Raw genomic sequence first — 16,854 nt, 5'->3', positions numbered from 1 at the left:
GAGCGTGTGGTCAGTTACGCCGCGAAACCTGGTATTCCACTTTGTACATATGATCGAAGTATTCCACCCAATCGTTGGGGGCAATACCTATCTGCAGACCGTAGAAGAAAGTGCCTTTCTCCCGGTTTGCCTGTATTTGCCTTATTAACTCCGGTTTGCATTTCGGTATGCGGAAATCGCTGATTAATAGGACGTCCGCATTCATATAGCGGTTTTGGTCGAGCATTCTGAAGGTATCTTTCAGCATCTGCGTGGCATCCGTGTCGCCGATGAAAGGGTGGCTGAAAAACTCCATCAGTTTTTGCCGTTCACGCCGTATGTCGATGGTCCGGGTGGACACGGAGAAAGAGATGAGGAAGCATTCCCTGTCTTGAAGTTCCGCTATTTCAATGAGTTTTATCAGCAGGGAGTTCGCCATCCGTTCCGGTTTGCCCGTCATGCTGCCCGACGTGTCGAGACAGACTATCATCGGACCTTTCAGCACGGCGGGTTTCGCTTCCAGCCGCCGGGAGGGTTGCATGATTTCCGATTTGTAGCGGAAGGTTTGCAACTTCTGCGTGAAGTATTTCAGCATGAAGACATCTTGCAGTTCACTGTCCGAGTAGTAAAGCAGTTCCGAGGGAAGCAGGGCGTTCAGGTCGTTGCCGGTGGTGACGCCCAGGATGTCGCTTTTCTGCGAATGCGATAGTTTGTAGATGCTGCCCTCCGTCACGTATACCTGTTTGCTGCCTTCGTCGTCGGCAATCCGGCCCATGCGGTTGGCTACTTTCAGGAGTTCGGGATATTCTTTTTGCAATTTCACAATCTTGCGGATACTCTCGAAGTCGATGGTATTCCAAAGTCCGTTCATCATGCTCCATGCCTGGAAGAATTCTTCTTGTTCCACTTGATGCTCTTCCAGATACTCCGGTATCTTGCTCAGGCTGGTCGTCAGTTTCTTTTCCAGGAAGTCTTTCCGGGCGTTCAGGTTTTTCTCTTTCTGTTCCTGTTGCTTCTGCTGGAAAGAATCTTCCCAGTCGCTCAACATTTTCTCCCAGACAGAAGGGTCGTGCTGCTGTTCTTTGTCGCCGAACAGATGCTCGTAGAAGGGTTCGTCGAAAGCGTTTTCCTTATAGTCTTCTTTGATTTTTCTTAGAAGGGCCTGCCAGCCGTCGCGTTTTTCCTTTATCCAGTTGAGGGCGCTTTCCATTTCTCCGAGTTCGGATTGCGCCCGTTGCATCTGGAACTTTTCCTGTTCGAGGAATTGCCAGACAAACTGTGTGGTGATGTCATAGAATATGCGTGCGCGGACTTCATCTTCCAGCACTTGCAGCCGGATGGAAGGGTTGTTCATGATGGACAGCAGATAAAGGTACAGGGGATCTTCCGTCTCACCGTATGCGTTCTCGGCACACTCTCCGGTCTGTACGAACTTCTCTACTACCTTTGCATAGAAGTTTATGTCATACTTCTTTTTGATCAGTCCCGCCATATTGCTGCAAGTTGAATTGTAACTTTTCCTCTTCAATCTCTACGTTCCGCAGTTTCTTCCGCACTTCGTCGGAGAAGCGGCTGACCAGTTCTTTATCCGCTTGGTGCGTGAAGATATTATCCGTGCACAGGGTGCCGGTGAGGTCGAGGAGGCGCTGCGAGAGTCGGTTCAGTTCGTTCCGGTAGTCGCGGGTGTTTATGCGGGGGACGTTGTCGAATATCTGCGGCTCTTTATTGGAGGAGGAAGTGCTCTTTGGGGCCGGGAGGAGGTTTCCCGCTTCTTTTTTCTTTTGCGTCATCGGATAGCGCACGCCGTCTATCAGCAGAAATTCCGTTCCTTCCCGGTACAGATTCACCCGTTGCTGCGGGACGGAGGACGGACCTGTGCCCGGATAGCACCGGATGATGGAACGTTCCGGATTCAGTGGGTCGGGATAGATGAGGGCTTGCCGGGGAGAGTTTTCCCTTTTCTGTTCTTTCAGCGCGAGGTAGTCTACGGCAAAGATATAGGTGTGGCCTGTCCCATGCTCCTCTACGTGATAGTAGAAGTAATCAGTCAGTTGCAGGTTGTTCTTCGGGGAGGTGTTGTTCTTGAAGTCTTCCAGGGCTTGGCGCACCCGGCTTATACGGATGTCGGCCTTTATGGACTCTGTGATTTCTTCCATCTCTTCCAGGCAGGAGGTGAATAATTCGCGGAGCACTAACTGGTGGATAGGCTCGCACTCATCAGCTTCGTTCCAAAGGCAATGATAGAGGGGGAGCAGGTCGGCGGGATTAACTTCCGGCCGTCCGTTGATGAAGGCTGAGGCTTTCAGCAGTTGTACGATGTTTTTCCAGCGGCGGTCGCTTACGTATATGTTGCGCGCCGTGTCTTCATCGTCCAGTGGAAGCCGCTTCAGTTGGCGACGGACGTTGCTGATGTATTGCAATATGCCGGTGGGGACTGACACTTGTCCGATTTGTTTGCGCCATTCCGCATATTCTTCTTCACTGATTTGCAGGTCTGTGGGGACGTTTATCTCTTTGTCGCTGTCGTCGAGCAACATACTGTGGAAAGTGTCTTCATCCTGAACACAGGTGCAGATGATGCGGAGCAGGAATCTGTCCCATAAGGCTTCCAGTCCTTCGCCATGTGCGGGCAGTTCGTTGCTGGCGGCAATCAGGAGCTTGAGCGGCAGCCGGATTTCACTGTCTCCGTTTCGGTAGATTTTCTCATTGATGGCGGTGAGTAATGAATTCTGTATGGCGGGGCCTGCTTTCCATATCTCATCCAGAAATACGACACTTGCCGTGGGCAGATATCCTTCGACGGCGCGTTCGTATTTATCAAACTCTTTCAGCCGGTTGATGCTGATGGGGCCGAATATCTCATCGGGGGTGGAGAAGCGTGACATCAGGTATTCAAAGGCTTTCGCTTCCTTGAATGCGGCTTTCAACCGGCGTGCCACCATAGACTTGGCTACACCCGGAGGGCCTAACAAGAGTACGCTTTCACCTGCCAGTGCAGCCAATAATGATAAACCCAATTCCGTATCTTTTTCATAAACTCCCTGGTTGATGGCAGTCAATAGTCGCTGTATTCTCTTTCTGATGTCCATAATTCTTTCCGTATGCTTTGCTTTTTGGTAAACGGCTTCAAATATATGAAATCTTTATTGAGAAATGCCATGAAGAAAGAAAAGAACAGGGGAACTGCATCAAAAGTTTAATTCAAAACTGATAAGAAATGAATTATTTCACCACAGATTACACAGATTAGCACAGATTTAATTTATTAATAATCAGAGATTTCTTCCCTAATCTGTGTAAATCTGTGTAATCTGTGGTGCATCAAAACCCTACAAAAAGGAGGCAGATACTACTGACCATCAAAAGCGGACTGATAAATCATCATTTCATTCATATCCGCTCAGATTGGAATCAAACATTCCTTCTAAACCAAACACTTTTATTACAAAAATAGCGGGGATAAATTCTTCAATAGAATTCATCCCCGCTATATTATAACTATAATTTCTTTTAGAAAAGATAAGCAGCAGATATCTGCCAGGTCTTATTCTTCGCTTCAATATTCTTCCATTTAAAGCTGTCTCCCATCGGGAACTGATAGTTGACACCCACTTGCAAATGCTTAATCAGCTTCACACCGACTCCCAGATTAAGGCCTACCTGAGTCTTCCGGTCAACATTATCTTTCTTCTTGAAATCAAAGAAAAAATCAGGACCGGCAGCAAAATAAACACCCAGCAGACTACCCAAACCAATCGTATATTTCAGATTGATGGGAACTTCCGCTCCGGTTTGTCTTACGTCTCCCTTACCTCTTTGTGAAAATAACAAAGCACCGTCAACACCCAGACCAACAATAGGAATCGTAATCTCGGCCATCGGACCAATAAAGAAACCGGCAGAGTTATCCTTGTTTCCTGGATATCCTCCATCCCAGTCTATCTTCGTCATATTGACACCACCTTTTACACCCCACTTAATGAGTTGCGCCTGAGCCGGCATAGCCATAAACATACAGCATACAGCTATAATGAAAGTACTAAAAATCTTCTTCATAATTCTTTTTTGTTTAAATTATCGGGACAAATATATGGATTTATTCTTAAAAAGAACAAAAAAGAAACAAATTTGTTCAGCGACGTTGTCGACGCACTGACGCTTTAGGAGCTGCCGCTTCCCTCTTAGATACCGACTGCGACTTGCTTGCCGCAGATTTTGACTTTGATGAGGAAGAAGATTTACTTTTTGCCGTAACAGCATTGTCACGCCCTTTCCTCTTGGAATTAGCCTTCGCCACTTTCGTTCCCGAAACCGTAGAAACCGAATCCGTTTCTTCTATAAGATCCCTGCCGTACAATGTTTTTTCAAAATCCACCAATTCCTTCTCAATGCGTTTCTGCTCCTTTACCATAGCACTATCCGTAGGACAGTATTGCGACAAGACACGGTTTTGCAGATTGGTTGTTTTATAAATATCCCCCTTATACAGACGTGCCGTAAAGAAATCATCCCAAGTGCTGTTTGCCGCATTGTTATAATTGCTGACGGATATTTTTGTCTGGGTCAGATAAGGCATCAGGTCTTTATAGTTCACCCAAAACATAGGCAACTTTACTTTTTCCGAACTAAATTCCTCCGAACGGTGCAGCACCGGACAAATAGCCGTTATCACCGAACCGTAAGTTGAAGTGCGCTGATCAAAATACCAGACTTCTTTGACGAAATAACTCAATACATCCGCAGAAGGTATATCACTGTTACTAATGGACAGGACACTATCGCGACGATTTGCCACTTTCTTCAGTTCGTAATAGATTTGAAAGCGGTCCAGCACATCCCGAAAAGTTACTTCGGCATCTTTCTGAAAACGTTCCGTGCCGTCCAACTGATATTCATAAGCCGGTATTTTCTTCTGTGCCAGCAAACGGAACATGGTGGCAAAGAGGTTCATCTTATCCCCTTGCGGCTCCACAGGATAGTACAGGGCACCATTGGTGTCCTTGGTCAAATCCAGTGTACGATAGATTTCACGCATCCACACCACATCATCCGGCAAGCCTGCCGAACCGGGATATTGCCTTTGTGCCCACCCTGCCGACAAGTTCAGCCCGCACAGGATGACAGCTATCATGAGTTTCAAGGAAAGTTTCATAGTCTTATACCTTATTATTATAGTCAATTTCTAATTTTAATTCACAATCACTTCCAACGTAGTAGGCAGCAAACGCTCCACTCCGTCCGGACCAACCGCACGCACCCTGGAAATATAAAAACGCTTTCCACGGGACAGGCGCCGGAACATATCTTTCTGACGTGCAGAGAATGAGGCTCCCGAAGACACCTCCGGTACGGCATTTCCCATATTATCAAAGAAGACCGTTTCAAAGCCCAAAACCCGGAAATTGATATTCAGCAGCCCATCATCAATGGCAGCCACTATGCCGGGAGTATTCATCAAAATAGCTTTGGACAATCCGCGCCCGCCACGATAACGCTTCGGTGTTCCATCTTCTGTATATTCAATAAACGGCGAGGGGTCGGGCAATTGGCGCACACGATAGGTATAATCCCCCATCGACTGTGTACGTCCACCGACAGATGCCGTCACACGAATCACCACATCTTTGCCAATAACCGTAGGATGTGCAATATATCCATTTCCGGAACGGTTCAACGTACCGTTTCCATTGACAATGCTTGCTTGCACCTGTCCGGCCGGAACTCCCGGAACAGAAACGCTGATAGGGTTATCATATCCGGCGTAAAGCACATTCATCATGGTTGCAGATACCGTAGCGGTAGGCTCTACTACCGTGTACTTCTGAGAAAAATCCCGGCGGAGCACCTCTCCGTTTCCTTGTGCCAGTTCCAGATAACCGTCCAAAGAGAACTCTCCTGTACGGTTACAAACCGTTTCAAACCAGCCTTCCGCATTATCCGGTTGTTTTTCACCGGCTATATAAATGGAGGGACGTTGTGTGGAGTCCACAGCCGCCAGAATGACACGGGCACTATACATACCGCCACGCACCACATTCTGTGAGGTAGGGATCACATAGGCTTGAAGCTGATTCACACGCACATCCTGCACATCGGTATTCTGTGTCAGTAAATGGAGCACTTCGCCTTCGGCATAGCGCACGTCACTTTGCAATTTAGTCAATAAGGTAACGGCTGCCGCTACCGGAGTATTTTCAAACATATATTCCTGCCAGTTTTTCCCCGCTGCCGATGCCTTGCGCGGAACTTCCGTACCCAGATTATCACGGATAATCTTCTGCTGCACCGGATCGGTAACCAAAGCCAGTATTTCTTCCCGATATTGATTGATACGGTTGAACAGCTCCTTGCCCTGCCCTCTTCCGGGTGCAAGCATGACAAAAGAAGCAGCCTCCAAATCTTCCCGATTGGAGATATCGGCAACATCTCCATCCTTTCCGTCCGCTTCCTGCACGATGCGCAGTTTCAGTTCGTTGACGTAAGCATAAAGCGAATCGGAACTGTTTTTCACATGTACCGCCTTCTCAAACCAGGGTCCCACCTTTTCCGGGTTACGTTTATTTGCACCGGCAAGCCCGTCATATAATGACTGGTTCTGCACGGTCGAGTTTACCGTTGTACGTGAAAGGCTTTCATCTACCAATGAAAAGCCGTTCAGCACATCCGACGAAACGTTCAGTGCCAACAACGCCATCAAGACGATATACATCAGATTTATCATCTTCTGGCGCGGAGAGTCCGGATTGGTATTCAGAGACATGGAATCAATTATTAATTATAAACTATTAATTATTAATTATGATGCGGTGGTTTCGGAAAGGAAGCACTCTATCAATCTACCACCTTTCTACTTCACCTGCATCGCTTGCAGCATACGGGCATAGACAGCATTCAGTTCTTCTATCTGCCGGGCCATTTTGCGGGTCTGCTCGTGCACCTGGTCTATCGTATTTATCTGGGTGCTGGCACTACGAAGCTGCATTTCATAAATGGCATTGATACCCGCAAGATTACGGTTCAAGGCACTCATTTGCTCGGCATCATGTGATAGGGACTCTGCCTGGGCGGTGAAGCGCGAAAGCATTTCCGTCATTTCTTTCAACTGCGTGATATAGGCTTGGGTGGTTTCTTCCATCTCAGGGGTAAAGGCAGGGGCTGTGTTGGCGGGCGAATAATTAGTCGCACCTACAGTCACCGGCATTGGCTGGTTCGGGACAGATGCCACAGACTGATTGGTTTGCAGATGATTTCCTCGCGATTGACCTGCTTGTAGGGTTGCAGCGTCACCAACCACAATCACTCCCCCCGCGGTACTTCCCACCTGTTTGTTCGGCAAATCAAATGCAGAAATAAAGAACACCAGCACTTCCGTTCCCATACCAATCCACAACATCAGATTGGCACCCGGCAAATGAGTCAGTTTGAATAGCGTACCTGCAATAACAATAGCAGCCCCCCAGCTATAAGCATAGTTCATAACCACCTTGCCACGATAGCTCGCCATAAAGTCCTGCAACTTTTGTCCCAAGCCCCTCTTTCTATTTACAGTATCTTTTTCCATCATTTCTACCATTTTAGCGTCTTATCATTTCCCCTTCTTATTATATCCCACCTGTGTACGCACGCAGCGGAAGCCGATATACGAACGTTGCTCGTTCTGATATTCTGCCGTCCGGGCATCCGAACGGATAAATGCGTTCACATCTTTCCACGAACCGCCACGAACCACTTTTTTCTTCATCGCATACGGATCATCCGGCGCAGCATTATACCGGATATCGGGATTGATGTCACTTGCCTGCAATACACCTGACTCAGTGTAAGCCGTCGAAGTCCATTCAGCCACATTACCCGCCATGTCATGCAACCCGTTCGAGTTCGGCGAATAAGCTCCTACACGGGTGGATATCAGATTACCGTCTTTGGTATAATTTCCTTTACCGGGTTTATAATTCGCATTGTAACAGCCCCGCTCATCCTTTGTCTCTTCGCTGTCTTTCCAGGGATACTTGTTGTCTTCACGTCCGCGTGCGGCAAACTCCCATTCCGCCTCAGTCGGCAGACGGTAACGCTGAATATACTTCGCCTGTCCACGCAGACCGGCAAGCAGATAGTTCGTACGCCAGGCACAGAAGGCATTGGCCTGTTCCCAGCTGACACCCACCACCGGATGCTCATTATAACTGGGGTGATTGAAATACAGGCGCATATACTGCTCATTATTCGCATTCGGGAAGTCGTTCACCCAACAAGTCGTATCGGGATAGATATTTACGATATAACTGTTCAGGAAATCCCACTCGCTGGACAGCGGACGGGTAATGGTACGGTTCACAATCCGCCCTTCATCATCAATGTATGCCGTATCTTTCGTTATCATCACCACCTCTTCGGGATTCACTTCTATATCCGTGTTCTTAACCCGCTCGGCAGGATTCAGACGGTTACGACGCTTGGCCGCTTCCGTATAATCATAAATCTCATAATAATAATTCAGTTGAGCGCCATCCAGCATCAGCGTGCCATCAATCGGATGCCGCTTGTATACGCTCTCGATAGCCATCTGCTCATCTTCCGTCGCCCGCTTCCAGGGAATAGGCTTCGCCCAGTTCAGATAAGGCTTTATGGGATTCCCTTCGCGGTCTTCCTCTATCTTGAACAATTCATTGCCGCCATAGGCCGGGTCTGCCAGGCGTTCGCGGATGATGGAGTCGCGCACCCAGTTGACGAACTGCTTATATTCGGCAACGGTCACTTCCGTATCATCCATCCAGAAAGACTCTACCGAAATCTCCCGCGAAGGAACGACTGTTCCCCACAAGCTGTCTTGCTTGTCAGGTCCCATTTTCACCGAACCGCGTTTCACCAGCACCATGCCGTATGGTGCAGGCTCATTCCATGCCACAGCACTGGCGCCTATCACCTCACCGCCCCTCATGGAAGTGTTTCCCACCGTTCCCATGCACGAAGCCAATGAGCCGAACAATAATAATGCCGCCCCGTACCATGCATGAATCACTTTCATTCCTTTATTCTTTTTCATCGTTCGTATATCTCTTCTACAGAATCCGTACACTCTTATGCAAGTTCCGGTTCTTCTTAAATACATTCAAGTCCAATGCATACCTTACCATCAGGTCGTGGCTACCGCTTGCAGCGCCAATCTTCGAGGTAAAGCACTCGTAAGCATATCCCAGTGTCACGCCCTGCACCGTCAGTCCGAAGCTGAACGTCACCGAAGTATCGGGCGAGTACGTCAGCCCCCCACTAAGCACTTTAGAGCGATAGGTATAGAACAACCGCCCCGTCACGTCCAGTCGTGTAGAAATAAAATCACTTTGCAACTGCATCGAGGGCTGTATGGAAATTAACGGATTACGTGTCTGAATATTGTATCCGGCTGTCAAATAAACGATAGGATGTATTTTAATCTGGCTTTTTTCTCCCAGGGAGATGCGGGGAGCAGTGAGGTGATGGGCGGAAAAGGCTGCATAAAATTTGGGATGTGAGTAATAAGCTCCCAATCCGATGTCGACGGCATTTCCACTTTCCGCTGTAGTCGGAAAAGCTTCGTCATCAGTATCATCACCAAGATTGATGTCGGAAGGGTCGAAAGATACGTTCAGCATACCTATCTGAAAGCCAATGCCCAACTTACTTTTACGGATTTTCATTTGATAGGCATACTGTCCCCAGAAACGCTGGTTACGAAACAGGCCGATGGCTTCATTAAAAAATCCCACACCGGCACCCTGTTGTTTCTTGAACAAGGTAAAAGGCATATCCGCGCCGAAATACATCACCCGTGGAGCACGAGTGAAGCCCATCAGTTGCATGCCATACGAGCCATAGATGTTCAGTTTATTATCCGTTTGCCCTGCCCATCCGGGATGATAATAGCCCGGTACCGCCCAGTATTGACTAAAGCGCGCGTCAAACTGTGCCTGCACTCCTGCCGCACAGAAAGGAAGGCAAATAAGAATTAAGCATTTCAGGATGCAATAATGTTTCATCAATATAAGAACTGATAAAACGAAAAAAAATTGTGTAGAATTGATAAGAAATGAGTTTTCACCACAGAGTAACACAGAGTATCACGGAGTTCTATTCTTTTGATTTCAAATTGATAAAACTCTGTGATACCCTGTGTTACTCTGTGGTGAATTAATTCATAACCGCCCGGGAAAGGACTTTTCTTTTGCTGTGGTTGCTTTGGGAAAAGAAGAGACTACTACGCTGACACGAGCGTTTCAGTGATGTACAGATAGGAAATACGGTGTCTTCTCCTCTTATTTACAGGGACTTTTTCTATCTTTGTGGTACTGTTGAATTGATAGGAGAATCAGAATGAATATGGAAGATGTAAAGTGATATCCAGGCACATGCTTTGGGCATCAGTCTTTACCTCATTATCGACGAGTATGCCAATTTCTTATACCTGCCTTTCTTTTTCCTTACCCGGTTGTAGAATTGCATAAAAATCGTATATTTGTGACGTCGTATCATGAATTTAAAGTTAACGAACTATGATAACAAACCAATTGCTTCGTCCTGCCAGCATTGTAGTGGTGGGAGCATCCAATAACGTGCACAAACCGGGAGGCGCTATCCTGCGTAATCTTATTAACGGTGGCTATACCGGAGAACTGCGTGCCGTAAATCCGAAAGAGACAGAAGTGCAAGGAGTAACGGCGTATGCCGACGTGAAGGACCTTCCCGAAACAGAACTTGCCATACTTGCCATTCCTGCCCAGATGTGTCCCGATGCCGTGGAAGTGCTTGCGGCGGAGAAGCAAGTGCGGGCGTTCATCATCCTTTCCGCCGGATTTGGTGAAGAAACGCATGAGGGTGCTCTGCTGGAAGACCGCATTCTGGAAACAGTGAATAAGTATGGTGCTTCCCTGATTGGTCCCAATTGCATCGGTCTGATGAATACCTGGCATCATAGTGTGTTCAGCCAACCCATTCCCCAACTGCACCCGCAGGGCGTAGACCTTATTTCAAGTTCCGGTGCGACAGCCGTTTTCATTCTGGAAAGTGCCGTAACCAAAGGCTTGCAGTTCAACTCTGTCTGGTCCGTGGGCAATGCGAAGCAGATAGGCGTGGAAGACGTGCTGCAATATATGGACGAGAACTTCCGGCCGGAAGAAGACTCTAAAATCAAACTGCTCTATATCGAAAGCATCGGCGACCCCGACCGTTTGCTGTTCCATGCGTCCTCTTTGATAAAGAAAGGTTGCAAGATTGCCGCTATCAAGGCAGGCAGTAGTGAGAGTGGCAGCCGTGCTGCTTCTTCGCACACGGGTGCCATTGCCAGTAGCGATTCGGCTGTAGAAGCTTTGTTCCGCAAGGCGGGCATTGTGCGTTGTTATTCGCGTGAAGAACTGACGACCGTAGGCTGTATCTTTACCCTGCCCGAACTGAAAGGAAAGAATTTCGCCATCATCACCCATGCCGGAGGTCCGGGCGTGATGCTGACCGATGCACTGAGCAAAGGCGGACTGAACGTCCCCAAGCTGGAAGGCCCTGTTGCCGATGAGCTGAAAAGCAAACTTTTCCCCGGTGCCGCTGTAGGTAATCCGATTGATATTCTCGCCACCGGAACTCCCGACCATCTGCGCCTCTGCCTGGAATATTGCGAAGAGAAATTTGAGAATATAGATGCTGTGCTGGCCATCTTCGGTACGCCGGGGTTGGTCACCATGTTCGAGATGTACGATGTGCTGCACGAGAAGATGCAGACGTGCAGCAAACCGATATTCCCCATTCTGCCTTCCATCAATACCGCCGGAGCAGAAGTGGCCGCTTTCCTTGCCAAGGGTCATGTGAACTTTGCCGATGAAGTGACTTTGGGCACGGCACTCTCCCGCATTATGAATGCCCCCCGGCCTGCCGCCAACGAGATAGAACTCTTCGGTGTGGACGTGCCGCGCATCCGTCGCATTATCGACTCCATTCCCGAAGAGGGGTATATTCAGCCGCATTATGTGCAGGCGTTGCTTCATGCCGCCGGTATTCCCATAGTCGAAGAATTCGTGTCCGCCAATAAAGATGAAGTGCTTGCTTTTGCCCGCCGCACAGGTTTCCCTGTCGTGGCAAAGGTAGTGGGGCCTGTTCATAAGTCCGATGTCGGCGGCGTGGTGCTTAATATAAAAGGAGAACAGCACCTGGCATTCGAGTTTGAGCGCATGATGCAGATTCCCGAAGTGACCGGCATCCTGGTACAACCCATGTTGAAAGGTACGGAACTGTTTGTCGGTGCCAAGTATGAAGCGAAGTTCGGACACGTGGTGCTTTGCGGTCTGGGCGGTATCTTTGTGGAAGTGCTCAAAGACGTTTCTTCCGGTCTGGCGCCGCTTTCTTATGAAGAGGCTTATTCTATGATTCATTCTCTCCGCGCCTATAAGATTATTAAGGGAACGCGCGGGCAGAAGGGAGTGAATGAGGATAAGTTTGCGGAGATTATCGTACGCCTTTCCACTTTGCTGCGCTTTGCGACGGAGATTAAGGAGATGGACATCAACCCGCTACTGGCTACGGAAAAACATGTGATTGCTGTGGATGCACGTATCCGGATAGAGAAGAAGTAAAGATGAGTCAACTTGCCAACTCGTTAACTCGCTGTTCTCGTCTCCTGCTGTTCCTTGTCTTTGTAATGCAGGCTCTGTTGCTTTTTCCTCAAAGCACAGAGCGTTTTTTCAGCCAGTACAACTTTAAGTTTATTACGGAGAATGCTGGGCTTCCCTATAGCTTTGTCAGTGATATTTTTAAAGATTCCGAAGGATACGTTTGGGTTGCCACGCATTACGGGATAGGACGTTACGACGGCTATCAATTTCTGAACTATGGCACGCAGACCGAGCCGATACGTCTGAAGAACGATTTTGTTCACAAGATTTGTGAAGATAACTTCCGGCGGTTGTGGATTGCATCCGAAGGAGGAATCGATATTCTTGATCTGGATACTTACTCCCCGGTCACATTGTCCCTTCCTGCGGATAGTCCGCTACGCCAACTGATGGATGAATATGTCAGTACTGTCTACAGGGATAAGCAAGGTGATTTATGGATTTCCGGTAACAAGGATTTGTGGTGTATAGAGTTGGATGATAAAGGGGGTGTTAAAACCTATTATTGTCTGAAAAATGCTTCTGCCACGCCTGTACATGCTATTCTTGATATCGGCTGGGCCATTTGTGCAGGTATCGACAATCAGGTGTGTCGCGTTGAGAAACAACCCGGCAACCTCCTGAAAGCGGATATCCTTTCCGACAGCCTGGTGTCTTTCAGTGAAGACTGGCGCATTTCCTGTATGCAGGCGGATGGCGACGTGTTGTGGATTGGTTCTAACCGCGGACTTTTTAAATACAACCATCCCGAACGCAGTCTGAAGCGATACCGATACTCCACCCATCGCCCCGGAATGTTGAGCCAGGCTTACATAACGGACATCAAACTTACAGAACGCGGGCATCTGATTGTCTCTACCCTCAACGGCCTGAACGTTTACCATAAAGATACGGATACTTTCTCCTTTATCCGCCAGACCAGCGACCGGAGTAACGTCACCATCAATTGTAACGCCATCAACTGCCTGTTCACTGATGGAGAAACCATCTGGCTCGGTACGGAAACCGGCGGCGTCAACCTTCTCTCTCCGAAGCGCTTGCAAACCGAACTGTGGACGTGCGGAGATGTTTCTGTAACAGCCGGTACTTCCACACCCGCAACTGACGCTCCTACACCCGTAAATGCCGTAGACGAAGACAAGGACGGCAACCTCTGGGTTGCACTTGTGGAGCGCGGCTTGATGAAGTGGAACCGGGAAAGCAAGTACTGTACCCACCATCTTTTCTCACCCAATGACATCACTTCCATCAGCAACAACACCCTGATGGGGATTCTGATAGACTCGGACAATCGTCTGTGGGCATATACCTGGGGCGTGGGTATCAACGAACTGAATCTGAATATCCCCAATAACCGTACTTTCAAACGTTATACCTGCGAGAATATTCCCGAACTGGAAGGTGACTTCATCAACAGTGCCTGCGAAGATATGATTAATCATGGGATATGGTTCGGCTCCACGCGCGGGATACATTTCTATGACAAGCGGAAAGATACTTTCACCAGAGTGCTGTTCGACCAGTCCGATAATGAGTTCGAGGCTGTTTATGCACTCTTGATAGACCGGAAGAAACGCCTGTGGGTAGGTACCACGCAAGGGGTGTTTATTGTAGACTTGCCCTCCTTTGCCAAATCGAACAAGCGTTTCGACTATAAATACCTGCGATATAAACTGGACAACCCGGAGTCTACGCAACTGGAAAAGATAAACAGTATTCTCGAAGACAGGAACGGCACCATTTGGCTGGGTGGCAACGGAAGCGGACTCTATCAGCTGACGAGCGATAAGAATAATCATTTCGTCTTTAAGTGCTACACCACCCGCCACGGCCTACCCAATAACACCATTCTTGGTATGGCGGAAGACGGACAGGGCAACTTGTGGCTGACAACGAATGACGGCCTTTCGCGTTTGAACCTCCAGTCGATGACGTTCAGCAACTACACGCAGGCAGATGGTTTACCCGCTACCCAATTTTACTGGAACGGCATCCATTATTCGGCAAAGCATGATTTCATTTATCTGGCTACGATAGACGGGCTGGTCATTATTTACTCCGACAATGACACCTCACTGCCTTCCGCTTCGTATGTGAAGCTCTCTTCGCTGGCAATTGGCGGGAATACCATTTATCCTTCCAGCGGCGATTACTTTAAGAAGGTGATCACCCTGTCGCCCCGGATTTCTCTGCACGAAAAGGAGAACCGCTTTTCCATCGGTTTCACTACGCAGAATTATGGTAACAGCAGCCGTATACGTTTTGCCTATCGCCTGGAAGGGTATGAGGACGAATGGAATGAAACCCAGCCGGGCGACTGCATGGCACGCTATGCTTCTGTACCTCCTGGCAACTATACGTTACAGGTGCGTGCCACGGACGAACTGGGACGGTGGTCGGACCGGACGACGGAGGTAGAAGTAAGCATAATACCTTATTTCTATAAGTCCGGTTGGTTCTATCTGTTGCTGGTGGTGCTTGCCTGTCTTGCCGTCTATCTGTTCTATAAGAGGAAAACCCGGAGCTACCGGGAACAAAAAGCGCGGCTGGAGCAGGAAGTGGAATTGCGTACGCAGGAGCTGGCTGTCCAAAACAAACAACTGGAAGCAATGGCTCAGCACGTCAGGGAGATAACGGAGGAGAAGATTGCTTTCTTCACGAATATCACCCATGAGTTCCGGACACCTGTCACGCTTATCCATGGCCCTATCGAGCATGCGCTGAAAGAAACGCAAGACGAGGATGTGAAGGCACAATTGCAGATTGCCGAACGGAACTCCCGCTATCTGCTTTCGTTAGTGAACGAGTTGATGGATTTCCGGAAACTGGATATGGACAAGGTGGTACTGGATCGGCGCTCGACGAACTTCATCGAGTTTCTGTCCGAGCTGCTCATACCTTTTAAAGTCTTTGCCAAAGAACGGCAGATTGACATCTCCACTTATTTCCGTTTGGATAATCCTTTTCTGGTGGTTGACGCCGGGTATATGCGCAAGGTGATGGTGAACTTGGTTTCCAATGCAATCAAGTTTACACCGGACAACGGGTGCATCCATATTTTTGTAGCTTCCGTCAAGGGAGAAAGCGGGGAAAAGATGCTTTATATCAGTGTCTGCGACACAGGGCATGGACTGGTGACGGAGGACATGGAGAAGATATTCGACCGTTTCTATCAATCCAAGAAGAGTACGAAATATCCCGTTTACGGGCAGAGTGGTACGGGTATCGGCCTGTTCCTTTGCCGGAAGATTGTGGAACTGCATGGAGGGGAAATCTGTGCCCACAACAACCGTGGACCGGGAGCCTCGTTCCGCATACTGATGCCGCTGATTCCCGGTGAGAGCGTAGAGTCGGGCGGGGAAGTGGTGGAACTGTCCGATGACGGGTATATGCCTGATTTGACACAAACCGATGACGGACAGAAGAAAGAAACCATTCTGATTGTGGAGGATAACCGGGATATGCGTTCGTACATCCGCACGTTGCTGGTGGGTGATTACCGTCTGTTTGAAGCGGGAGACGGGCAGGAGGCGCTGGAAATCGTTCAGAAGCATACGGTTGATTTAATAGTGAGCGACCTGATGATGCCTGTGATGGATGGTATAGAGTTGTCGCGCCGCATCAAGGATAATCTGGCGACTTCGCACATTCCGTTCCTGATGCTTACGGCGCTCCGTTCGGATGTACAGGAGAAAAGAAGTTTTGAGATAGGCGTAGACGAGTATCTCTGCAAGCCTTTTGATGAAGAAGTGCTCCGGCTTCGTATCCGCAATATCCTGAACTTGCGGGGGAAATATAAGAAGATGTTCTCGGCGAGCAGTAACGTAGAGGAACTGCATGTGAAAGAGGAGTCGAGAGACAAGACGTTTATTACGAATGCCGTCAGTCTGATGAAGGAAAACTATGCCGATTCGGAATATAACCTGGAGAGGTTTGTACGCGATATGGGGTATAGCAAGACGTTAGTCAACAAGAAGATGCAGGATCTGACGGGGCAACCCATCGGCCAGTTTATGAAGAACTATCGTCTGAATGTGGCGCAGCGGATGATACAGGAAGGTCCGGGCGATGTGAATGTTTCCGAGATAGCTTATGCCGTTGGCTTCAACGACCCTAAATATTTTACGAAATGTTTCAAAGAGTTCTTCGGGTACCTGCCAAGTTCAAAGCTGGGGAAGAAGTGAGAGGGCTACGGGCTATAAGTATAGCGTAGCCGCTTGTAGATTGTAATATCGTCTCGTTCTTT

The 16,854-nt window shown here is 48.5% G+C and carries 10 protein-coding genes; 2 read left to right on the top strand and 8 right to left on the bottom strand.

The window, feature by feature from the left end:
* Positions 1–10 precede the first annotated feature (10 nt).
* From BUC01_RS00510 to BUC01_RS00475, 8 genes are all read right to left on the bottom strand, one after another.
* Positions 11–1,471, bottom strand: a complete 1,461-nt coding sequence (locus BUC01_RS00510; protein ID WP_025831061.1) for a vWA domain-containing protein — start codon at positions 1,469–1,471, stop codon at positions 11–13.
* The gene (locus BUC01_RS00505) at positions 1,443–3,068 is read right to left on the bottom strand and encodes an AAA family ATPase (RefSeq protein ID WP_025831060.1); all 1,626 of its coding nucleotides are present in this window, start codon (positions 3,066–3,068) and stop codon (positions 1,443–1,445) included. Before BUC01_RS00505 ends, BUC01_RS00510 begins: the two co-directional genes overlap by 29 nt.
* A gap of 421 nt (positions 3,069–3,489) precedes the next feature.
* Complete coding sequence (locus BUC01_RS00500) at positions 3,490–4,035, bottom strand: porin family protein (RefSeq protein WP_025831059.1); 546 nt, start codon at positions 4,033–4,035, stop codon at positions 3,490–3,492.
* Positions 4,036–4,111: 76 nt separating this feature from the next.
* Positions 4,112–5,131 carry a type IX secretion system ring subunit PorN/GldN gene (gene porN / locus BUC01_RS00495; RefSeq protein ID WP_025831058.1) on the bottom strand — a complete coding sequence of 340 codons (1,020 nt, stop codon included), beginning with the start codon at positions 5,129–5,131 and terminating at the stop codon, positions 4,112–4,114.
* Positions 5,132–5,167: 36 nt separating this feature from the next.
* Positions 5,168–6,739, bottom strand: coding sequence for a type IX secretion system motor protein PorM/GldM (porM, locus tag BUC01_RS00490; protein WP_025831057.1), 1,572 nt, complete (start codon positions 6,737–6,739; stop codon positions 5,168–5,170).
* A gap of 87 nt (positions 6,740–6,826) precedes the next feature.
* Positions 6,827–7,543 carry a type IX secretion system motor protein PorL/GldL gene (gene porL, locus BUC01_RS00485; RefSeq protein WP_073312496.1) on the bottom strand — a complete coding sequence of 239 codons (717 nt, stop codon included), beginning with the start codon at positions 7,541–7,543 and terminating at the stop codon, positions 6,827–6,829.
* A gap of 21 nt (positions 7,544–7,564) precedes the next feature.
* On the bottom strand, positions 7,565–9,022 hold the full coding sequence (gene porK / locus BUC01_RS00480; RefSeq protein ID WP_117988173.1) for a T9SS ring complex lipoprotein PorK/GldK: 1,458 nt from the start codon (positions 9,020–9,022) through the stop codon (positions 7,565–7,567).
* 16 nt (positions 9,023–9,038) lie between these two features.
* Positions 9,039–9,992 (bottom strand): PorP/SprF family type IX secretion system membrane protein, encoded by a 954-nt coding sequence (locus BUC01_RS00475; RefSeq protein WP_025831056.1) that lies wholly within the window; start codon positions 9,990–9,992, stop codon positions 9,039–9,041.
* Between the two features lie 513 nt (positions 9,993–10,505).
* On the opposite strand from BUC01_RS00475, the gene BUC01_RS00470 reads away from it, so the two are divergent.
* Positions 10,506–12,569 carry an acetate--CoA ligase family protein gene (locus BUC01_RS00470; RefSeq protein WP_073312394.1) on the top strand — a complete coding sequence of 688 codons (2,064 nt, stop codon included), beginning with the start codon at positions 10,506–10,508 and terminating at the stop codon, positions 12,567–12,569.
* Between the two features lie 2 nt (positions 12,570–12,571).
* A complete protein-coding gene (locus BUC01_RS00465; RefSeq protein ID WP_073312391.1) occupies positions 12,572–16,792 on the top strand; it encodes a hybrid sensor histidine kinase/response regulator transcription factor in 4,221 nt (1,406 codons plus the stop codon).
* Positions 16,793–16,854 lie beyond the last annotated feature (62 nt).

It is taken from the genome of Bacteroides stercorirosoris (assembly GCF_900142015.1).
Taxonomy (GTDB): domain Bacteria; phylum Bacteroidota; class Bacteroidia; order Bacteroidales; family Bacteroidaceae; genus Bacteroides; species Bacteroides stercorirosoris.
Note: the sequence above shows the minus strand (reverse complement) of the source record. Positions and strands in the feature narration are given on the sequence as shown.